Origin of the sequence: Brevibacillus sp. FIR094, assembly GCF_050477165.1 — a bacterium.
In the GTDB taxonomy this organism is placed as follows: Bacteria; Bacillota; Bacilli; order Brevibacillales; family Brevibacillaceae; genus Brevibacillus.
In genome coordinates, this window is record NZ_JBEAES010000003.1 from 118,817 (window position 1) to 141,290 (window position 22,474).

Consider the following 22,474-nt stretch of genomic DNA (forward strand, 5'->3'; position numbering starts at 1 on the left):
CAAGGAGAGTGGAGATACATGACGACACAAGGAATGCCTGCTAAGCAAGGTCTGTACGATCCGATTTTCGAACATGACGCTTGCGGAATTGGTTTTATTGCAAATTTGAAATCGAAGTCGACGCATGATATGGTCCGAAAGGGTCTGAAAATTCTGTGCCAATTGGAACACCGCGGCGGTCAAGGTAGTGATCCGGAAACGGGAGACGGTGCAGGGATTTTAACGCAAATTCCACACGCCTTTTTCAAAAAGACCTGTAAAGAGCTGAATATCACGCTGCCAGCGCCAGGCAAATACGGTGTAGGTATGCTATTTCTACCGATGGATGAGACGAAGCGACAAAAGTATGAAGATCAGCTGGAGGCGATCGTCGCAGCTGAGGGACAAAAGCTGCTCGGCTGGAGAACAGTTCCTGTCGATGCGACGAAAATTGGCAAAACGGCTGTAGCGAGTCAGCCTTATGTCCGCCAAGTATTCATCGGAGCCAGCTCGAATATACAGGACCAACTGGCATTTGAACGGAAGCTGTACGTCATTCGCAAGCAAGTGGAACAGGCAGCAGGTGCTGATTTTTACGCCGCTTCCATGTCTTCGCGTACGATTGTCTATAAAGGTTTGCTCACACCAGGACAACTGGATGCTTTTTACCTTGATTTGCAAGACAATTCTTACACTTCTGTTTTCTCGGTCGTTCACTCGCGTTTCAGCACGAATACATTCCCTACATGGGAGAGGGCACACCCGAATCGTTACTTGATTCACAACGGGGAAATCAACACCTTGCAAGGAAACATTAACTGGATGATGGCTCGTGAAAAAATGTTCCAGTCTGAGGCGTTTGGTACTGATTTGGCAAAAGTGGTGCCAGTCATTGATATGGCGGGTAGTGATTCAGCGATTTTGGATAACTGCGTGGAGTTCTTCTCGCTGGCAGGTCGCTCCTTGCCGCATGTCGCGATGATGATGATTCCAGAACCGTGGGATCAGGATGAGCGAATCGACGAAAATAAGAAAGCTTTTTACGAGTATCATAGCTGCCTCATGGAGCCGTGGGACGGTCCAACAGCTATTTCTTTCACGGATGGCAGACATATCGGCGCGATTCTCGATCGAAACGGATTGCGACCAGCGAGGTACTATGTAACGTCTGATGATACCATCATTTTCTCATCGGAGGTTGGAGTTCTCGAAGTACCAGATGAAACCATCGTACAAAAAGGTCGGCTCAGCCCTGGACGGATGCTGCTCGTCGATCTCGAAGAAGGCAGAATCGTATCTGACGAGGAAATCAAGCAAAAAATCGCAAGTGAACAGCCATATCAGGAGTGGGTGAAAAACAACCTGCATGCGATCGAGGATTTGCCGGCAGAGGGTCGCACGGAGGAGCTGCAAGGAGATAGCCTGCTTGCGCACCAAAAAGCGTTTGGCTATACACAGGAGGAAGTCGACAAGGTACTAGCCCCAATGGTGGCTGAGCAGAAAGACCCCATTGGTTCGATGGGCGTAGATACACCACTCGCGGTACTGTCTGATCGCGCACAGCTTTTGTACCACTATTTCAAACAGTCATTTGCCCAAGTCACGAATCCGCCAATTGATGCGCTACGGGAGGCTTGCGTAACATCGACCCATACTGTGCTTGGAGCGGAAGGAAACCTATTGGCACCAGATGCGAGCAATTGCCGCAGAATTCGTTTGGCTAATCCTTTGATCTCCAATCAAGAGCTAGCGAAGCTTCAGGCGAACCCATACCAAGAGTTCAAGGCGAAAACATTGCCGATACTCTTCCCGGCGCAAGATGGCGAACAGGGGCTAGAGCTGGCACTTGATCAATTGTTCGCTGCGGTGGATGAAGCGATTGCTGCTGGCTACACCTTGCTGATTCTATCTGATCGCGGAATGAATCAAGACTTGGCTGCGATCCCTGCTTTGCTGGCTGGAAGTGGACTTCACCATCATCTCGTCCGCGCAGGAACACGTACCAAAGCGAGCATCATCATCGAATCCGGAGAACCACGTGATGTACACCAGTTCGCTATGCTGATTGGTTACGGTGCCGACGCGATTAATCCTTACGTCGCCATCTCAACTGTAAATAATCTGATTGAATCGGCTAAGCTGAAGGATCTTACAAGCGACGAAGCAGTCGAAGTATACCTGCAAACAGCTGTAGAAGGTGTCGTGAAAGTCATGTCCAAGATGGGCATTTCGACTATTCAGAGCTACCGCGGCGCACAAATTTTTGAAGCGGTGGGCATCCATTCTGCCGTCATCGATCGCTATTTTAGCCGTACGCCTTCTCAGATATCGGGGATCGGACTTGATGTGATTGCACAAGAGACTTTGCTTCGCCATGCAAAAGCATTTTTGCCAGAGCATTCCGAGGAAGCATTGGAGGCAGGCAGCGATTTTCAGTTCCGCCGTGACGGTGAGTTTCACCTGTTCAATCCCAAGACAGTTCATGCTCTGCAAAAAGCTTGTCGGGAAGGTAGCTATGAGCAGTACAAAATCTATGTGGAGCAAGCGACAGCACAGCAATTCGTAGCCCTGCGGCATTTGCTTGATTTCAAGTCCAATCGACAGCCGATTCCACTGAACGAGGTAGAATCTGTTGACTCCATTGTTCATCGTTTTAAAACGGGGGCAATGTCATACGGTTCTCTCAGCAAGGAAGCACATGAGACCTTAGCGATCGCCATGAACCGTTTGGGTGCGAAAAGCAATAGTGGAGAAGGCGGCGAAGATTCGGCACGTTACATCATGGATGAAAACGGAGATTTGCGACGCAGTGCCATCAAGCAAGTCGCATCGGGACGCTTTGGAGTATCTAGTCATTACTTGGTCAATGCCTCTGAGATCCAAATTAAGATGGCACAAGGAGCAAAGCCGGGCGAAGGCGGTCAATTGCCAGGAAGCAAAGTCTACCCATGGATTGCCGAAGTACGCGGATCGACACCAGGAGTTGGACTCATTTCGCCGCCGCCTCATCACGATATTTATTCAATCGAGGATTTGGCACAGCTGATTTTTGACTTGAAAAATGCGAATCCACGTGCGCGAATCAGCGTGAAGCTCGTATCCAAGGCTGGCGTCGGAACGATTGCGGCTGGTGTAGCGAAAGGTCTTGCAGATGTCATTGTGGTCAGTGGACACGATGGCGGCACAGGCGCTTCCCCAAAATCAAGCATCAAGCACGCAGGATTGCCATGGGAACTCGGACTTGCTGAAACACATCAGACACTCTTGCTGAACCAGTTGCGCGACCGTGTGGTTCTGGAAACGGACGGCAAACTGATGACAGGCCGCGATGTCGTCATTGCAGCTTTGCTCGGTGCTGAGGAATTCGGTTTCGCTACGGCACCACTTGTTTCCATAGGGTGTGTCATGGCTCGCGTATGCCACCTCGATACATGCCCAGTGGGTGTGGCGACACAAAATCCCGAGCTGCGCAAACGGTTTAAAGGCGATCCGCAGCACGCCGTGAATTTCATGCGTCTCGTTGCCCGTGAAGTTCGTGAGATTATGGCGGAGCTGGGCTATCGCTCCATCGAGTCGATGGTCGGTCAGAGCTATGTGCTGAAAATGAGCGACAAGGCAAAAGAACATTGGAAAGCCAAGCACGTTGATTTGTCTGCGCTCTTGTTCCTACCGGACGTTTCCGAGGAAGTGGGCCGCTATCATCAACGCAACCAGGATCACAAGCTAGAAGAAACGCTGGATCGTCAAAAACTGCTCAAGCTGTGCAAGCCAGCATTGAATAAACAGCAGCAGGTAGAGGCAAAGCTCGCCATCACCAATACGAATCGCGTAGTCGGTACGCTCTTAGGCAGCGAGGTAACCAAACGTTTTGGCGAGCACGGTCTGCCAGAGGATACAATCCGCTTGCATTTTACTGGCTCGGCAGGACAAAGCTTCGGGGCATTTGTTCCACGAGGGATCACGCTTCATCTCGAGGAGATGCGAATGACTACGTAGGGAAAGGATTGTCGGGCGGCAAAATTTCGGTCGCACCGTCGAAAAAAAGCAAATTCGCTCCTGAGCACAACATGATTATCGGAAACGTTGCGTTCTACGGAGCGACCTCTGGGGAGGCGTATATAAACGGGATGGCTGGTGAGAGATTCTGCGTTCGCAACAGTGGAGTGACTGCTGTCGTTGAAGGCGTAGGCGATCATGGCTGCGAGTACATGACAGGAGGACGCGTCGTCGTTCTCGGCCCCGTCGGCAAAAACTTTGCAGCAGGCATGTCAGGCGGTACTGCCTACGTTCTGGCAGAGGATAAAGAGAAGTTTGCTGCGATGTGCAACCAGGAGATGGTACTTCTGGAGACACTGGAAGATCAACGGGAAATCGCTCGAGTCAAACGCTTGCTGGAAAACCACGTCAGCCTCACAGGCAGTCGTCATGCACAAGCTTTGCTCGATGAGTGGGGACGTACTGTCCAACAGTTTGTCAAAGTCATTCCAAAAGATTACAAGCAAATCGTCGCCACGATGGAGGCGTTGGAGAAATCCGGTATGAAGCGCCAAGAGGCGATTTTGGCCGCTTTTGAAATGAGCCAAAAGAAAGGCGATGCCAAAGCACCGAAAAAGAAAGCGCCCGAGCAAACCTTTGTCTCTGTGGGCAAATAAAGAGGATCGCCGATGACTTATTTTGTGAGTCGTCGGCTTTTTCTTTTGGTAACCAATCAATTGTCCATGACGTCATAGGTTTAGGTGTAAGATTTTGCTAATAAGCCAGCGAAAGAAGGGATCATGGATGAAACGATTCACCATCATGGCTGTATCCATCGCTGCTCTGCTATTCTCGCCAGTTATCGCCTCCGCTAAGGAAGGCGTGATCAACAGCAAGGGAGAATGGAGCGTGGCACCTACATTCGAGGAAGTGAAGGACTCGGGTGGACTCTACGCTGCAACACTGGGAGACAGTCCAGCCAACCAATCCTGGGGTTTCATTGATCAAAGAGGAAAGTGGGTAATTAAGCCTCAATTCTCGTATGTGGGTTCCTTTGCTGCAAACGGACTTGCCCCCGCTGCACAAAACCTGAAATACGGTTACATCAATAAAAAGGGAGAATGGGTCATCAAGCCGCAGTTTCATCCCATTGAGCAAGAGAAAGAAATGGTAGTGGACCGTTCCTTTTCCGGGAATGGGTTAGCCTGGACATACAAGGAGGGAAAAGTCGGCTTTATCAATACGAAAGGCCAATGGGCGATCAAACCGCAGTTTACCTATGCGAGTTCGTTCGGTGCAGACGGCTTGGCAGTGGCGGATCAGAATGGGAAATTAGGCTATATTGACGGGAAAGGAAGTTGGGTGATCAAACCCCAATTTGAGCAAGCTAATAAATTCGTCAACGGGATAGCCAAGGTGATGATCAATGGTAAGGTGGCTTATATCAACGAAAAAGGCAAGGTACTGTTCAAAACCAGCTATACCGATGCGGGCGACTTCCATCAAGGGTTCGCATGGGTAGTGGTGGAGGGGAAGGTTGGTTATATAGACACCAAGGGAAAGCTAGTGATTAAGCCTACCTTTGAACCTGATTACGGAATGAATACGAGCGCAGGCGACTTTCAATCAAATGGCTTGGCACGGGCCTTGTTGAACGGAAAATGGGGCTTTATCAACAAAAAAGGAACATGGGTCATTAAACCGCAGTTTGCTTGGGTGAGAAAGTTTTCTCCTGCTGGCTTTGCCGTGGTCGGTGTCCACTAGTGAAAATGGGAACGAGGTGCAGGTTTCGCCCTGCACCTCGTTTTGTCAAACATGGTAGAAGCTTGCTTTATTCTGCTCGGTCTCTATCGGCATCATTATTCGCAACATCCCACGTGTCATTGCCGTCAGCCGCTACATTCTCTCCCATTTCGTTGCCAAGTGCACCCCCGGCAACTGCACCTGCAATGGTACCAAGCGGCCCTAAAATAGAACCTACGGCAGCACCTACTGCCGCACCGCCAACCGTTCCTACTGCTTCAGAAGCTCCACTGCCTGACATGTTCGCTTCGTTGTTGTCAACGTTGTCAACAGCATCGTTGTGATTACGTTCGTTGTTAGTAGTCAAGATTGTCACTCCCTCGATTAGTGTTGGGAAGTTCTGCTATATTGAACGTGCAGCCCCAAGGCATAGGGTGCCCCAAACCAATCATTTTATTCCAAAAAAACGTGAAACTGGAGGCAACGAGATCATGATTCAATCCATCATCCATATCGCACTAGTGGTCAAAGATTATGATGAAGCCATTGAGTTTTATACCAAGAAGCTCCATTTTACCTTAGTGGAAGATACGTATCAGCCAGAGCAGGATAAGCGGTGGGTTGTCGTATCTCCACCTGGTTCTGTTGGTACTACGATCTTGCTTGCAAAAGCATCCAAACCTGAGCAAGAACTATTTATCGGGAATCAGGCTGGCGGAAGAGTTTTTCTCTTTTTAAACACAGATGATTTTTGGAGAGATTATCAGGAGATGGTCGCGAGAGGAATCCAATTTGTGAGAGAGCCAAGCGAACAGCCGTATGGAATGGTGGCGGTCTTTCAGGATTTATATGGCAACCTGTGGGATTTGCTACAGCTGAATGAAGATCATCCGATTGCCAAACGAATGAAGTAGCGAGTTACCCAGCCAGAAAAAACAGGTCTTACCTCCAGTGATGTGGATGGAAAGACCTGTTTTTCATTTTTTATTACACGATATAGGACAGTCCCATGATCAAAATAATTGCCACAACAGAAAGAATGGTCTCCATCACTGTCCACGTTTTCAGAGTATCTTGCACAGACATATTGAAGTATTCTTTGATCAGCCAGAATCCGGAATCATTTACGTGAGACAGGATCAGGGAGCCAGAACCTGTTGCCAGTACCAAAAGCTCTGGGCTTGTTCCAGGGACTTGCATCGCGATCGGACCTACGATACCGGCTGCTGTCATCATGGAGACGGTTGCAGAGCCAGTTGCCACACGGATCAAGGCCGCGATCAGCCAGCCTAAGAAAATAGGGGAGATCGCAGATGCAGTAGCGAGCTCAGCAATGTAGTCACCTACACCGCTGTTCAGCAGTACTTTGTTAAATGCGCCACCTGCACCGATAACGAGCAAGATTGTCGCGGTTGGGGCCAAGCAATCATTTGTGAATTTGAGAATATCGTCTTTTGTAAAACCGCGGTTGAACCCGAGCGTCCAGAAGGAAACAATCACGGCAATCAACAGAGACGTAATCGGGCTTCCGATAAAATCAGCCCATTGGCGAATGGTATTATCTTTTGGTAGAGTCACATCTGCAACCGTAGCAGACAGCATCAACAGCACAGGGAGTAAGACGGTGAAGACGGTGATCCCAAAGCTAGGTAAATCATGCTCGGATATTGGTTCCGCCAACTGGGAAGCAAGCTCTGGAGAGATACTGGTCTTGACTCGTTTACTAATCCAACTGCCGTAGATCGGTCCTGCAATGATCGCGGAAGGCAGAGCCACAATGATCGAGAGCAAAATCGTTTTTCCGACGTCTGCCTGGAACAGATCGACAGCGGCCATAGCAGCAGGGTGCGGCGGCACGATCCCGTGGACGATGGAAAGGCCGGCTACGAGCGGAATTCCGATTTTGACAAGGGAGACACCTGTTTGTCTGGCAATCGTAAACACGAGTGGAATCAAGAGAACAAAACCAACCTGGAAAAATACCGGAATCCCTACGATAAACGCCACGAACATCATAGCCCAGTGTACGTTCTTCTCACCGAAGCGATTGATGAGAGTACGGGCAATGCGTTCGGCACCGCCAGATTCTGCCATCATTTTGCCAAGCATAGTTCCCAAGGCAAGCACGATCGCGATAAAGCCGAGAGTGCCACCCATTCCATCCTTGATCGAATCCACAACTTTTACAAGCGGCATGCCGGATGCGATTCCCACAAATCCAGCGGCCAATAACAACGCAATAAATGGGTTCAGTTTGAAGCGAGTAATGAGAACGAGCAGAAAGATGATGGACAGCAGTGTAATGACGAGTGGCATGACGAACCCTCCCTAGTTGTTGTCTCTAGTTGTTCAACCGCTTTTGGAATTCGGCTATCAGCTTGTACTCTTCCAGCAGGTTGTAATAAACACGCTCGTATATATAGAAAAGCTCCAAATAGACACTGGATCGTTCCAAATCAGGCTCATGGCGATGCGAAATATGAATCATCTTTTTCACATCTTGCAAATGATCCATTGCCCCCAATGCATGCATCGCCAAGAGAGCGGCACCAAAGCTCGAGCTTTCATGACTCTCTGGAATCAGCACTTCATAGCCGAACATATCGGACATAATCTGGCGCCATTCCCGCGAGCGGGCGAATCCACCCGATGCACGAATTTCCTTGGCTCCACCTGCCAGGTCCCGCAGGGCGATACCGATGCTGTAGACGCTAAACAAGATTCCTTCGAGAACAGCACGGATAAAATGCTCGCGCTTGTGATGGAGGCCGATACCGAAGAAGGAGCCTCTTGCTTGTGCGTTCCAGTATGGAGCTCGTTCTCCGGATAGGAAGGGGAGAAAGAGCAACCCGTCTGCACCAGCTCGAACATGCTCAGCAGCTTGGATCATGACTTCATAGGGATCAACGCCGAGCTGTTTGGCTTTTTCCACTTCGGGCCAACTGAATTCGTCACGGAACCAGCGAAGCATGATCCCACCGTTGTTCGAGGGACCGCCAATCACCCAATGGTTTTCCGTCAGCACGTAGCAGAAAGTCCGTCCTTTTGGATCGGTGATCGGCTCTGGAACTACGGTTCTTACAGCGCCACTCGTGCCAATCGTGATGGCTACTTGTCCATGATCAATGGCTCCGATGCCGAGGTTTGCCAAAACCCCATCGCTAGCACCGACAACAAAGGGCGTATCTGGATCGATCCCGATCTCTTCCGCATAACGAATCTTCATTCCTCGCAGGATATGAGTAGTCGGTACAGGCTCACTGAGATGTTGCTTGGAAATGCCTGCAACTTGGAGCGCCTCCGCATCCCAGTCGAGCTTTCTCAGATTGAACAGCCCCGTAGCTGAAGCAATGGAGTAATCGACGATATACTCACCAAAAAGCCGATAAATGACATACTCCTTGATCGAAATAAACTTGGCTGCCCGCCGAAACGTATCAGGCAGATTCTCCCGTAGCCACATGATTTTGGGCAGTGGGGACATGGGATGGATGGGCGTGCCCGTCGCTAAGTAAATCTGATGACCGACACCGTCTGCTTTTAGTCGATCTGCTTGTGCCACGCTCCGATTGTCAGCCCAGATGATACTGTTCGTCAGGGGATTGCCACTCGGGTCGACAGCGATCAGACTGTGCATGGCAGTAGAGAAGCCAATACCACCGATCTCGCTTTTGGCAATGCCTGAATGCTCTAGTGCTTGCTTCAATGCCTGGATGACAGCAGCAAAAATCGTCTCCGGTTCTTGCTCAGCCCAAGACGGCTGGGGAACGAGTAGCTGATAATCGATATTACCCGTACCGCGGATGGCGCCGGAAGGAGTGAATACAATTGCTTTGGTACTGGTTGTCCCGATATCAAGCCCGATAAAATAGGTTTGTGTCATAGAAGTCACCCCTAATTGAATGCGCTTTCAACGTGTTGTCATGGAGATAACGCGATTATATCGAAATTTTTTTCATTTGTTAAGCATTAAGAAAAAAATTATTTTATAATTAAACACTTTACACGATGCTTGTATGTTTTGCATTTTTCTCCTGCAAATTGCAAGAGGAGGGCAAGCAAAAGAAAAAACGCCTGATTTACAGGCGTTTGAGTGAGATAGCTTCGCGAATGTGCTGGATATTGGCGATCGTATCATCCTGCCGCCGTAAGGATACGGCTACATAGAGGAGATCGATCAGACTTAGCTGAGCAAGCCGGGACGATAGTGCTTCCGTACGAAATACGGTTTCGCGTGAAGTCGTGTACAAGCACATATCTGCCAGACGTACGAGGGGAGATTTCCCATAGCTCGTAATGCCGATTGTCTTTGCGCCGGCTTCCTTGGCAACCCGCAACGCTTCTAGAATATCTTTATTGGAGCCAGAATGGGAGATGCCAACGACGACAGCACCCGCGGGAAGCAGGGAGGCGGACATCACTTGGTAGTGAGCATCAGAATGATAGAGACAAGGGATGCCTGTCCGCATAAATTTGTGGTACGCATCCTGCGCGATGACGGCTGAGCCTCCCGAGCCATAAAACTCGATCCGGCTTGCGTTTTCCAAACAGGAGACGATTTTCATTAACTCCTCTTTATTGATTATCTGCTGTGTATCCCGAATCGTCTCGATATTTGCTGTGAAAATTTTTTCAGCAATCGCACTGACGTCATCGTCGTCGAGGTTGATTTCTTGGTGAATGGTTTGCTTTGGGTTCGTGACTTCACTTGCCAAGGCGATCTTGAATGCTTGGTAGCCGCGAAAGCCAAGCCTGCGACACAGACGAAATACGGTAGCATCTGCACACTGGCATTGGTCGGCTAGCTCCGTGATCGAGAAGTGAATAATTTCACTGGCATGCTCCAAAATATAGTCGGCGATCTGTTGCTCTTTCCCGCTTAATTGCGTATAGATGGCGCGTAATTGCGTGAGCACACGAGGAGCATGCGAGGTGGAAGCGTTCATCAATAGGTACCTCCTAACGTTCCATTGTGGATCTGTACTGATAGTATAAGGAAAATCAGACTCCTTTTCATAGGTTCGAAAAAATTTTCTTCATTTTTGATGAAAGATGAAAATTTTTATCTTATAATACGTGGTAACGGATATGTTCCAAAAGGAGTGACGTACACGATATGAAACTTGCGATCCTCGGATTAGGAAAAATGGGGTACAATCTCACGCTTAATTTGCTCTCGCACCAACATGAGGTCGTAGCCTATGATGTAGATTCTACGCGTGCAGAAGAGTTGAGTCATGAAGGCGCGATTCCAGCATTTTCGGTGGAAGACTCTGTGGCCAAGCTGCCGACACCTCGCGTAATATGGCTGATGGTACCGGCAGGAGAGATTGTGGATCAATTGGTTGATCAACTCTCTACCTTGCTTGCTGCAGGGGATATCGTCATTGACGGTGGCAACTCTCATTACAAGCAATCATTAGATCGCTATGCTCGCTTAAAAGAAAAGGGCATTCACTTCATGGATGCAGGTACGAGCGGAGGCATGGAGGGAGCACGCCACGGAGCATGTATGATGATTGGTGGAGATCGGGAAGCATTCACTCATATTGAGCCGATGATTCGCGACATTAACGTTACAAACGGATATTTGTACGCTGGGGAAGCGGGCAGCGGTCACTTCTTGAAAATGATTCATAACGGGATCGAATACGGCATGATGCAGGCAATTGGGGAAGGCTTTGAGGTACTTGCGAAAAGCCAGTATAACTACGATTTTGCCGAGGTCGCACGCGTGTGGGCAAATGGTTCCGTCATTCGAGGCTGGCTGATGGACTTAACAGAGCGAGCTTTTCGGAAAGACGCTAATCTCGATGAAATCCGTGGGGTCATGCATTCTTCCGGGGAAGGAAAATGGACGCTGGAAACCGCGCTGGATCTACAGGCAGCCACACCCGTGATTGCGATGTCCTTACTGATGCGTTACCGTTCGTTGGACGAGGATACGTTCCACGGAAAAGTGGTCGCAGCCTTGCGCAATGAATTTGGTGGACATGCCGTAGAAAAGAAATAAGAAATGGGATGACCGTAAAGGTGCTTCTATGGTTGAAGCTCCGGGGTCATCCTTTTTTGTTTTGTATATGGAAGAAGAAGGAATTTCCATTCATATAGCAAAGTATGCAGGTATCGCCCAAAAGTTTGTCTGGTCGAAAAGTGCTTTTTTATTCAGTAGCTTCTAAAACGATGGGAGGATGGAAAGATGAGCGTTGAAGAGGTTGTTTTGTACAAGAATGAGAAAGGAATCGTGACCCTTACGCTAAACAGACCAGAGGCATTGAATGCATTGAACCGAGATGTCCTTAATCAGCTTTCGACCATCTTGGACAGGATCAAAACCGATCCCAGTGTGAAAGCGGTCATCCTTACAGGGGCGGGAGAAAAGCTTTTTCGGCCGGCGCCGACATCTCGTATCTGCATCAGGCGACACCGTTGGAAGTAAGGGATTTTGCTCAGTTGGCCGTTTCAGTGACCAGTCAAATCGAATCGTTGGGAAAAGTAGTCGTTGCTGCGATTAATGGCTATGCGTTAGGCGGGGGCCTTGAGATCGCTGAATCGTGCACGCTGCGTATTGCGGTTCACCAGGCCAAAATGGGACATCCAGAGGTGCGAATTGGAGCCGTGGCAGGCTTTGGTGGAACAACCAGACTCCCTAGGCTAATCGGAAAAGGCCGTGCCGCGGAGTTGCTTCTGACAGGATCAGCGATAGATGCGGATGAAGCAAACCGAATGGGACTGGTAAATCGGGTCGTTTCGCGTGAGAGGCTCCTAGCAGAAACAGAGGAGGTTCTCCAAGAAATTTTGTCTCAGTCTCCGCTGGCAGTGAAACTAACGTGGGACGCGATTCATCGAGGGAGTAACCTGACAGTAGAGGAGTCCGCACTTCTAGGCGCAGACTACTTCGGACTCGTGGCATCCACCGAAGACTTCCGGGAAGGAACCAAAGCATTCTTAGACAAGACTCCACCGCGTTTTACAGGGAGATAATCACACGAGCTTCAATACCTCACACAATTCAACCAACCGCCTAACTCCGTACATCTGATGGCGATTGCGATCGTGAATGCTACTGATCGCATCCGCCGTCACTTTTTTGGCCTGCTCAATACTTTGATTTTCTACTGCTTGTACAATTTCTTTCATGTTCGTTAAAAAATACACTGTATTGCGCAAGGTGCGGATAAGCAAAATCTTCCGTATATCCATGGGAGTGAATTGGCGGTAGCCATTCTCAGGATCTCGTGGCAGTACTAGCAAGCCTTCTTTTTCCCAATGGCGAATCGCAGACGTTGTGACTCCTGTGTAAGCAGCGACTTCACCAATCGTCATGCGGTTTCGCCACTTTTTGTTTGGAGGCAAGGGGAGATCGAGATTTTCTAAAAGTTCGAGTGTTTGGTCGGCTGCGACCTTTTCTTGTTGGAGGTTCGCCTGTTCTTTATTCACGAGCCAAAAGGCAGCATCCATATCCGCTTTTTGAAGCGATCGAAGGACTTCACAGGTGACAGCAACCCCAAAGCCGGGAAACATGGCGCGAAGGCAACGAAAATAGGCAAGATGGATTTCTGTATAAAGTCGATAACCATTGTCTGCCCGATCAGGAGCAGGAACGACTCCCCATGATTCATAATGACGCAAAGCACTCGTACTAATATGTAGCTCTCGAGCGATCTCAATCGGCTTGTAATAAGGCATCTGACGCACCTCCCGTTGGTTTGTTATCGCGGATTTCACTATACCAAGAACAACATGTTGAATCAATTGCTTCTGTTAATTGGAAAGTCGTAATACTTTTACCCTGTTCAGCATGGGAGGAAAAAGCGAAGATTGTCAGTAGATATTCATTCTTCTTTTCCAGAGGTGAGACAACGTATGGCCATTGTTCAGCTACGATCAGAGAACCCGGACTTCTCGTACATGATCAAGAAAAATCCGAATTCCGGACTGAGTTTACGATCCATTCGAAAAGGCATCGCATACGGATGGTTTTCCAATGCGGATACATATAACGTTTACTTTAAAGATGCAGAAAATGAGGTCTCCTATAAACAATCCGAACAGGAACATTTTGAATATTTGAATGTCTCCCGGTACAATACACCCTTGTTTCCGTTAAATGCGATCAATGAGTTTTTTTCCGCTCCGATGAAGCAACACGACGAGCGAGATACTGAAGGGTATGAGCATGTTTTTTTCATTAACATGATTCACATCGAACGATTGCTGTATCTGACATTTTTTGAGAAGCACCTCAAAGATTTCACCTTTGAACTCAAGCACCACGCCGATAAAAGCTACGCTCTGACCATCACAACGAAAACGAGTCTGCATCAGCTTCTCCATGTCGTGAGCGTGCTCTGTCTATTCTTGAGTATGTTTGGAAAAGAGTACATCGATATATCTGATAACATCCTGGATAAATACATCAAAAGTATCCATGTCATCGACGCACCTTTTTACATACGAAGCCTGTTCGCTCGCAACTTCCTGACAACGAGAGAGCGCTATCGAAAGTATAAGACCGAGATCGAGAAGACGAGCCGCTACCCCATTCAATTGGAGTACGGCAGCACCGGTTTGCAGAGAAGGAACTACATCGCGAGTAAGCTTCCTTTTACCAAATCCATTGTAGATATCGGATGCGGAGAAGGATTTTATGCGATTCCGTTCGCTACCAAGCTGCCGCAGTATTACTATGCCATCGATATCGATGAACAACCACTGGATTTAGTCAGACGCAGGGCCGAGGAGAAAGAGATATCGAACCTGATTTTGTTCCGTTCGCTTGATCAGTTTTTACAGGATTATAACGGTGAGCAGGTAGATGTCATTTTGACTGAGGTCATTGAGCATATGAGTAAAGAAGAAGCGAGAGCCCTCATCAAGCAAATCTGCAGGACTTTAGATTTTGACCATTTGATCATTACGACACCGAACTCGGATTTTAATCCGTTCTATGAGCTGGAAGGCTATCGCCACGACGATCATAAATGGGAAATGGGACAAGTAGAGTTCCAGACTTGGATGACCGAGATCATGGAAGAAGCCGGGGTGCAGGGGCAATTTGTATCCATTGGTGACGGCGTGAATGACATACACACCACTCAAGGCGTCATTGTCCAGAGAAAGGGGGCGTAACGATGCTGTTACAGACGCAGGTTCACACGATTTTTATGCTCGTCGGTCCCACCGAATGTGGGAAAACGACTTTTGCTAAGGAAGTACTTATACCGAAGCTTTCTTTTGAAGATGAACAAAAAAACGTAAAAGCAAATGTCCAATACATTTCTTCGGACAGCATTCGCCAGGAACTGCTGGGCTATGATTACGACAAGTATGATCAGGTGATGCTGGAAGCCAGTGAGCAGGCATTTCAGCTCCTGTTTGAAAAGCTGCGCTTGGTGACTTCGTTCCCAATCAACGCCGAATTCGTGGTTGTCGATACAACAGGGCTAGCAGAAGACTTCCGCTCGAAAGTCCGCGAAATTGCAGTAGAGAACAATTACCGCTTGGAAGTGATCCTCTTTGATTATCGCAATCGGGAAGATTACTACGCATCCGAGCGGTCAAAAAAACTGATTACGAACCATATTCTCCGGTTGAAGCAAGAAGTGCTCCGGGCATTATCCAAGGAAGGGTACCACAACATTCACAGGATACGGCACAAAGATTTTTACGCACTAGCAGTTGGGGTAGCTAATCCTCGTTATGAGGTCGTAATCGAAAATAAGGATGCTTATCTGGCTACGATCCTTCCCAAAGACCAAACATACATCATCATCGGAGACATTCACGAATGCGTCCACGAATTAAAAGGTCTCCTGCAAAACTACGGATTCAAGCTTGAGGACAATCGTCTCATCTCGACGGACAAGGTGCAGCATACCAAAATCATCGTAGCAGGGGACTGGATCGACAAAGGAGCGCAAACCAAGGAGATCATCGAGTTTCTATACGAAAATCAACAGCATTTCTTGTTTGTGCTCGGGAACCACGAAAATTTTGTCTACAAGTACTTGCGAAAGGAACTAAAAGGGGTAGACCCACTGCTATTGGAGAATTACTTTGATTCCACAAACGTCCTGGAAAAAGACGCTGAATTAACAGAGATGTTCAATCACCTATATACGCTCGCTCAGCCGTTTTATCGATCGAACGCACTGACTGGCCCGTCCTATTATGTAACACACGCTCCCTGCAAAAAGAAGTATATTGGAAAGCTTGATGCGAATTCGATGCGTCGCCAACGTAATTTTCGGATAGACCGAACAGCTTCATTGGAGGAGCAACTCGCATTCTTGACGGTTGAAGCGGTCAGTAACCATCCGTATCACATTTTTGGACATATCGCTGCACAAAAAACGTTTCGCCTGAAGAACAAGCTCCATCTCGATACCGGATGTGTGCACGGAAATGCTTTGACCTCCGTCGTGATCGCACACAAGCCGTTTTTCAAATCGTTTCAGTCTGAGCATCAGGTGATGACTGATGAGCTGCCGATCTTGTTCCATGCAGAAAGACAAGTATCCATGGGAGATTTGGAAGAGGAAGAACTCCGTCGACTCCGTTACTGCTCGCAAAATAAGGTCAATTTTATTTCCGGAACGATGCCTCCGGCGGATAAGGATCAGTCGACTCAGGAATTGGAGTCGTTGAAGGCGGGGCTGGACTATTTTGCGAATCGAGGTATTCATCAAGTTGTGTTGCAGCCGAAATACATGGGTTCGAGATGCAATCTTTATCTCCATTATGATCGCGACAAATGCTTTGCGATCAGCAGGAACGGTTATGCCATCAATCAGGTTGATTTGACACCGATTTATGACCAGCTACATGCAAGGTTCCGTGAATACATGGAGCAAAATGAAATGGCGATGCTTATCTTGGATGGCGAATTGTTGCCGTGGAGTGCAATAGGGAAGGGCTTGATCGAAAAGCAGTTCAAACCAATCGAATCCGCGTTGCGCAGTGAATTTGCATTTTTGCAGGAAAACGGTTTTGAAGACGCGCTTCACCAACTCATTCACACCTATGACGAGAGCGGATTCGAAAAAGACCAGTTCCACCTTTCCAAGAGTGCGCTCACGGAAAAATTCGGATCGAGCTTGTATCAAAACTACAAGTATATGCGAGAAATCAAAGAAAGCTACGTTCCTGTCGATAAGCATTTGGAGGCCTATCACATTTACCAAAAACAGATGGAGCTTTACGCAGGAGAAGGGGAGCTTGCCTACAAGCCTTTTACTATTCTCAAGACCGTCTATTTGAATGGGGACGAGCAATTGCCCGATTGGAAAACATCCGATATGTATCGCTTCGTAAATGACGATCATTTTCTCGCCATCGATTTATCTGAGCCGAATGCGTATGAACAAGCGGCACGTTACTTTTCCACGATTACACTGGAAAACAAGATGGAAGGCATCGTGATCAAGCCAGAGGTCATCGATCAGAAGGTAGTTCCTGCCATGAAGGTTCGCAATCCGGAGTACTTGGCGATTATTTATGGCTACGACTACCGTTTTCCACACAAGTACCGAAAGCTGTTCAATCAGAAAAATAGTACGCAAAAGCTCAAGACTTCGATGAAGGAACACAGGCTGGGTGAGCGGATGCTTGGGTTCAAATTCAACGACATTACACCAGAAAATACGGAATATCAAAAAGTAGTCGCAACGATGCTCTTTGAAGTGGCGAAGGAAAAAGAGATCGATCCGCGATTGTAAATGAAAAACGAGAAGCTGCTGACTGAGCAAGCTTCTCGTTTTGATTTGAAGAGCTATTTGTTGGACGATGGGGCAGCATCCCATGCTTCGATATTTTCAAGGCCTTCAATGCTGTCCTTGTAGAACACAGGATCTTTTCCTGCCTTTTTCTGTTTCATGTAATCATGCAGCGCAGCATAGGCGATTTTCGATAACATGGCGATCGCAATCAGGTTGACAATGACCATGAGGCCCATGAACAAATCGGCCAAATCCCATACGAGTTGTACCTTTGCCACAGAGCCGAACAACACCATGGCGAGTACACTTAGACGATACAGCAATAGCCATGCTTTGCTTGTCTTTAAAAACTCGATATTGGTCTCGCCGTAATAGTAGTTCCCGATCAAAGTACTAAAGGCGAACAGGAACACCATAATGGCAAGGAAGCCAGAAGCCCAAGAACCGATATGAATGCTCAGTGCTGCTTGGGACAGCTCAATGCCACTCAATCCTTGTTGTGTGTACGCGCCCGACAGCAAAATGATGAAAGCTGTGCTTGTACAAATCACGAGGGTATCGAATAGAACACCGAATGCTTGAATCAGACCTTGCTTCACTGGATGGCTTGTCGTTGCCGTTGCCGCAGCGTTCGGCGCGCTACCCATACCAGCTTCATTTGAGAACAAACCACGCTTGATTCCGTGCATCAGTGCTGCACCCAGGGTTCCACCAGCGATTTGTTCGATGCCAAAAGCGTTTTTCACGATCAATGCGATCAGTGCAGGCATCTGAGAGATGTTCATCATCATAATAAACAGGGCCATCCCAATGTACAATACAGCCAATACAATTACGATGTACTCCGACATTTTCGCGATTCGTTTGACACCGCCGAAGATGATTGCCGCAAATACAATCGTCATGATGATACCGAGTACCAGTCTATCTGTCCCAAAAGAATTTTCAAAGGCAATCGTGATGGTGTTGGATTGCACGGCGTTAAATACGAGACCAAACGAAAGGGTGATGAGGACAGCAAACAGGGCGCCCATCCAACGTTTATTCAACCCTTTTTCCATGTAATAAGCCGGACCGCCACGAAAACCGTTTTTATCCTTGATTTTATAAATCTGAGCGAGCGTACTCTCAACAAAGCTGGATGCAGAACCAATAATCGCAATGACCCACATCCAGAATACGGCGCCAGGACCACCTAATGCGATCGCAATGGCAATTCCTGTAATATTCCCTGTGCCGACACGCGCGGCCATACTAATAGCGAAAGCTTGAAAAGGGGAGATGCCGCCATCGTCTTTTGCTCTTCCTTCTTTAATGGAACGGAGCATGTCCGGCAACATACGTATTTGCAAAAAATTGCCCCGGTAGGTAAAGAACAAGCCTAACGCGATTAGCATGACAATGATAATATAGGACCACAAAAAATCGTTTATGGAAGCTGTTACATCGAGTAGGAATTGTTGCATCGTGTCACCTCGAATTTAGTTATGAATTTTTCCTTAGTATTCTCTAAAAAATCGTTACATCCCATTCCTGAGCCATATGTTTTAACAAAGAAACGCCCGCTACACTGTTTCCGCAACCGTCAATGGAAGGTCCAAAAATACCGATTCCACAACCATCTTGAAACGGTGAATGTGGTTTGCGGTTAGGAGGAACCAGTGTCATGATACCGCCTGAGACGCCACTTTTTGCTGGCAAGCCAACATTCGCGGCGAATTTGCCCGATGCATCGTACATGCCACAGGTGAGCATCAGTGCTTTGGCTAGACGGACGACATCTTTCGGGAGAACTTGTTCGTTGCGCATCGGATGGTAGCCATCGAGTGCCAAAAGGAGACCGATCAAGGCAATTTGCTCGGTGGTTACTTCAATCGAGCATTGGGTGAGATAGACCTCCAAAGCGTCTTCCACTTCGCATGCCAAATAGCCGGTATCCTTTAAATAGTGGGCGAGTGCCCGGTTTCTGTGAGAGTTTTCCCATTCGGAAAGAAACACTTCCTCGTTCACCGTTGGCGTAACACCGGTAATTTTACTGAAAAATGCATACAAGTAGCGCAGCTTATGATCCGGTGTTTGACCAGGGAGGAGTGAAGCGGTCGTAATCGCTCCCGCATTGATCATCGGATTAAAAGGCTTACCTGGTTTGTTCATTTCCAGACGGATAATGGAGTTGAATGCATCTCCAGTCGGTTCTACATCTACCCGATCCAACACGTAAGGGATACCATGGTAGCAGCAAACAGCAATAAAACTGATTACTTTGGAAATACTTTGCATCGTGAAAGGAACTTCCCAGTCACCCGCGGTGAGCATTTTTCCTGTAGGCTCGATGATACAAATGCCTAACTGATTCGGATCTGTTCTGTACAAAGCAGGAATATAACTGGCACATTTTCCTTCAGATGCCTTGGAACGATATTGTTCCACCCATTGTTGTAATTCATCCACGAGTAAAACCTGTTGAATCAACGCCTTTCCCCCCAAAAATCGAATACATTGCTCTTACGCGAAGGATATAGAAAGCGCTTCCATGCTTCGCGAAATACATATAATGAACACTTTACAACCACCCTACAAAATAAAACAAAAACTCACAGATTGTTTCATGTAAGTTTCACATTTTTTTTAGACTTGTGCTTTTTACGCATTCTCGATAAAAATAGATAGGGGCATCAAGAAACAACATGGGAAGTGAGAGGCATGCCTGTTCAGACACAAGTAAAACGAGATTGGTATATATTGGCGCTCATGCTTATTACGGTCCCATTGGCAGGAGAGTTGAAATTTTATCCCGTCAATGAGACATTTCGAATTAGCTTTGGAGCTCCTACCTTTTTCTTCTTTTTATTACTGTTTCAAAGAATTCCATCTGTGCTCGCTGGCTTTTTGACGGGGATGACGGTCGTATGCTTTCGGATTGTGATCGACCTCATCGCCGGGAATCATCCAGCATGGGAGGCTTCCCTCCAAGCGCATTATTCTAGCTTTTTCTTTTATTTCGCTTATTCTGTTCTGTTTTATCTAACTGGAATGCGCCGTTTTCACAACAGGACGATACTGGTTGGATTGATGGGAATGTGCATTGAGGTATTGGCTGATCTGGTGGAGGTTCTATCCCAATATGTGCTGCTGGATACGGTCCTCACTTGGGGAGCCGTGCAAGAGATGCTCGTCATCGCGCTATCCCACAGCTTTATCGTGATAAGTTTTCTCAATATGATGAAGCTGTACGAAGCACAGTCGCGGGAGCAACAGACAAGAAAACAGAACGAGCATATGCTGATGTTGATTTCAAACCTGTATGAGGAATCGATTCATCTGAAGAAAACACTACAAAATGCCGAGAGTATTAGTATGAAGTCTTTCGAGTTATACCAGGGCTTACATGAGCTTCATAAGGAACAGGTAGTATCAGCGAATGTAGAGAGCTTTGCCAAGCGAGCATTGATTGTCGCAGGAGAGGTTCACGAGATTAAAAAGGACAACCAACGCATTTTTGCTGGGCTTCACAAGCTGATATCCGATGAAAGCATTTCAGATTACATGGATATCCATCAGCTCGTGGACATTATCAATCGAAGCAATATGAAGTATGCAACCTTGTTGGAGAAGGACATACAAATCACAGCTTCCATTTCGGGGACACATCCGCTCTACCACGTTTTCATGATGCTTTCCCTGATCAATAATCTGGTGGCGAATGCAGTGGAAGCCATCCAGCATACAGGAGCTATTTCCATTGAAATTGATCGGGTAGGCGATCTTGTGGAAATCAGAATCAATGATGACGGACCGGGGGTACCTCCACGGCGAAAGGCTTTGCTGTTCAAGCCTGGATTTACTACGAAATACGATCGAACCGGCAACCCCTCTACAGGGATCGGACTGTCTTATGTACAACAATTGGTGGAACAATGGCAAGGGGAAATCTCCTTACAGGATGGAGTAGATGGGAAGGGGACAACATTTCTCATGCGATTACCAATTGATCCGATAACGAAGAAAGAGTGAGAAGATGCTGTTTTATTTAGTTGATGACGATGATGCTGTACGGCTCATGTTGACGGAAATCATAGAAGACGAGAATCTGGGCGAAGTCGTGGGGGAAGCATCTGACGGCTCGATGGTAGACGGTCATACGTTAACTGCACGCAACGTAGATATTTTGCTGATCGATTTGTTCATGCCCAACCGGGATGGGATTGAGACGATTCGTCAAGTGAAGCCGACATTCACAGGAAAGATCGTCATGATTTCTCAGGCAGAAACGAAAGATTTGATTGCCCAAGCTTACGCCCTTGGAAGTGAATACTACATTATCAAGCCCGTAAACAAGATCGAAGTCGTGACCATCCTCCAAAAAGTGATCGAGAAAATTCGCCTCGAACGTTCGATACGGGACATTCACAAATCGCTGAATGCCGTCATGCAAGTGGACCAGCAGCCTTCCGGACAACCCCGTCCGTCACAGGGCAAACCACTTCGCGAGGCGGGTCAGTTTCTGTTAACGGAGTTGGGTATCGCGGGGGACAATGGAAGCAACGATTTGCTAGATATTTTGGACTTCTTGCATGGATACGAACAGACGCATACGTTTAAAAATGGATTTCCAGCCCTGAAAGAGATCTTTGTGGCAGTAGCACAGGACAGGCTCGGAGTAGCTGTGGACGATCCACAAGTCGCCAAGGTTGTCAAAGCTTCTGAGCAGAGAGTCCGTCGAGCGATCTATCAGTCACTGAATCATTTGGCGTCTCTGGGGCTTGCTGACCTCTCGAATTGGAAGTTCGAAAATTACGCTTCACAGTTTTTTGACTTTACGTATGTGTGGAAGAAGATGGCGGAGTTAAAGAGCAATGCCGCATCGCCGAGTTCAGATATTCGGATTAATATGAAAAAGTTCATTCAAGTGCTGTATGCAGAGGCGAAACGTATTCAGTCGGAAGCGTGATTGTTCCGTATCTGACGTGGAGAAGGAAGTCCTGATCATGTTGATTAGGGCTTTTTGTTTTGTATGGGAATGCAATTGTTTATTATTTACTAAACGTTCATTCAAT

The 22,474-nt window shown here is 47.6% G+C and carries 14 protein-coding genes and 2 pseudogenes; 9 read left to right on the top strand and 7 right to left on the bottom strand.

Going from position 1 to position 22,474, the window contains the following annotated elements; all coding sequences use genetic code 11:
• Window positions 1-18 precede the first annotated feature (18 nt).
• Both gltB and ACQ5DJ_RS03510 read left to right on the top strand, forming a co-directional pair.
• Window positions 19-4,631: pseudogene (gene gltB / locus ACQ5DJ_RS03505) on the top strand (glutamate synthase large subunit).
• Window positions 4,632-4,758: 127 nt separating this feature from the next.
• Entirely contained in the window at window positions 4,759-5,718 is a 960-nt protein-coding gene (locus ACQ5DJ_RS03510; RefSeq protein ID WP_429841202.1) for a WG repeat-containing protein, read from the top strand.
• Between the two features lie 67 nt (window positions 5,719-5,785).
• Here the strand turns inward: ACQ5DJ_RS03510 and ACQ5DJ_RS03515 are convergent, their stop codons facing one another.
• Window positions 5,786-5,998 (bottom strand): glycine zipper domain-containing protein, encoded by a 213-nt coding sequence (locus ACQ5DJ_RS03515; RefSeq protein WP_429841303.1) that lies wholly within the window; start codon window positions 5,996-5,998, stop codon window positions 5,786-5,788.
• Between the two features lie 190 nt (window positions 5,999-6,188).
• Here ACQ5DJ_RS03515 and ACQ5DJ_RS03520 point away from each other — a divergent pair, with 190 nt between their 5' ends.
• Window positions 6,189-6,611: a VOC family protein gene (locus tag ACQ5DJ_RS03520; RefSeq protein ID WP_429841203.1), complete on the top strand. Its 423-nt coding sequence runs from the start codon at window positions 6,189-6,191 to the stop codon at window positions 6,609-6,611.
• 73 nt (window positions 6,612-6,684) lie between these two features.
• Here the strand turns inward: ACQ5DJ_RS03520 and ACQ5DJ_RS03525 are convergent, their stop codons facing one another.
• From ACQ5DJ_RS03525 to ACQ5DJ_RS03535, 3 genes are all read right to left on the bottom strand, one after another.
• The gene (locus ACQ5DJ_RS03525) at window positions 6,685-8,013 is read right to left on the bottom strand and encodes a GntP family permease (RefSeq protein WP_429841204.1); all 1,329 of its coding nucleotides are present in this window, start codon (window positions 8,011-8,013) and stop codon (window positions 6,685-6,687) included.
• 25 nt (window positions 8,014-8,038) lie between these two features.
• Window positions 8,039-9,580, bottom strand: a complete 1,542-nt coding sequence (gene gntK, locus ACQ5DJ_RS03530) for a gluconokinase (protein ID WP_429841205.1) — start codon at window positions 9,578-9,580, stop codon at window positions 8,039-8,041.
• A gap of 196 nt (window positions 9,581-9,776) precedes the next feature.
• The gene (locus tag ACQ5DJ_RS03535; protein WP_429841206.1) at window positions 9,777-10,643 is read right to left on the bottom strand and encodes a MurR/RpiR family transcriptional regulator; all 867 of its coding nucleotides are present in this window, start codon (window positions 10,641-10,643) and stop codon (window positions 9,777-9,779) included.
• Between the two features lie 170 nt (window positions 10,644-10,813).
• Here ACQ5DJ_RS03535 and gnd point away from each other — a divergent pair, with 170 nt between their 5' ends.
• Both gnd and ACQ5DJ_RS03545 read left to right on the top strand, forming a co-directional pair.
• Complete coding sequence (gene gnd / locus ACQ5DJ_RS03540; protein WP_429841207.1) at window positions 10,814-11,710, top strand: phosphogluconate dehydrogenase (NAD(+)-dependent, decarboxylating); 897 nt, start codon at window positions 10,814-10,816, stop codon at window positions 11,708-11,710.
• A 186-nt stretch (window positions 11,711-11,896) separates the two neighbouring features.
• Window positions 11,897-12,681 (top strand): annotated as a pseudogene (locus tag ACQ5DJ_RS03545) (enoyl-CoA hydratase/isomerase family protein).
• Here ACQ5DJ_RS03545 and ACQ5DJ_RS03550 read toward each other — a convergent pair.
• Window positions 12,682-13,386, bottom strand: coding sequence for a MerR family transcriptional regulator (locus ACQ5DJ_RS03550; RefSeq protein WP_429841208.1), 705 nt, complete (start codon window positions 13,384-13,386; stop codon window positions 12,682-12,684). It lies immediately after the preceding pseudogene.
• 177 nt (window positions 13,387-13,563) lie between these two features.
• On the opposite strand from ACQ5DJ_RS03550, the gene ACQ5DJ_RS03555 reads away from it, so the two are divergent.
• Both ACQ5DJ_RS03555 and ACQ5DJ_RS03560 read left to right on the top strand, forming a co-directional pair.
• Window positions 13,564-14,829, top strand: coding sequence for a class I SAM-dependent methyltransferase (locus ACQ5DJ_RS03555; RefSeq protein WP_429841209.1), 1,266 nt, complete (start codon window positions 13,564-13,566; stop codon window positions 14,827-14,829).
• 2 nt (window positions 14,830-14,831) lie between these two features.
• The gene (locus ACQ5DJ_RS03560) at window positions 14,832-17,417 is read left to right on the top strand and encodes a metallophosphoesterase (RefSeq protein WP_429841210.1); all 2,586 of its coding nucleotides are present in this window, start codon (window positions 14,832-14,834) and stop codon (window positions 17,415-17,417) included.
• 53 nt (window positions 17,418-17,470) lie between these two features.
• Here the strand turns inward: ACQ5DJ_RS03560 and ACQ5DJ_RS03565 are convergent, their stop codons facing one another.
• Both ACQ5DJ_RS03565 and ACQ5DJ_RS03570 read right to left on the bottom strand, forming a co-directional pair.
• Entirely contained in the window at window positions 17,471-18,883 is a 1,413-nt protein-coding gene (locus tag ACQ5DJ_RS03565; protein ID WP_429841211.1) for an alanine/glycine:cation symporter family protein, read from the bottom strand.
• Between the two features lie 43 nt (window positions 18,884-18,926).
• A complete protein-coding gene (locus ACQ5DJ_RS03570; protein ID WP_429841212.1) occupies window positions 18,927-19,904 on the bottom strand; it encodes a glutaminase in 978 nt (325 codons plus the stop codon).
• A gap of 216 nt (window positions 19,905-20,120) precedes the next feature.
• Between ACQ5DJ_RS03570 and ACQ5DJ_RS03575 the strand changes: the two genes are divergently transcribed.
• Together ACQ5DJ_RS03575 and ACQ5DJ_RS03580 are read left to right on the top strand one after the other, a co-directional pair.
• Entirely contained in the window at window positions 20,121-21,431 is a 1,311-nt protein-coding gene (locus tag ACQ5DJ_RS03575; RefSeq protein WP_429841213.1) for an ATP-binding protein, read from the top strand.
• Between the two features lie 4 nt (window positions 21,432-21,435).
• Window positions 21,436-22,368 (top strand): response regulator, encoded by a 933-nt coding sequence (locus ACQ5DJ_RS03580; protein WP_429841214.1) that lies wholly within the window; start codon window positions 21,436-21,438, stop codon window positions 22,366-22,368.
• Window positions 22,369-22,474: the final 106 nt, after the last annotated feature.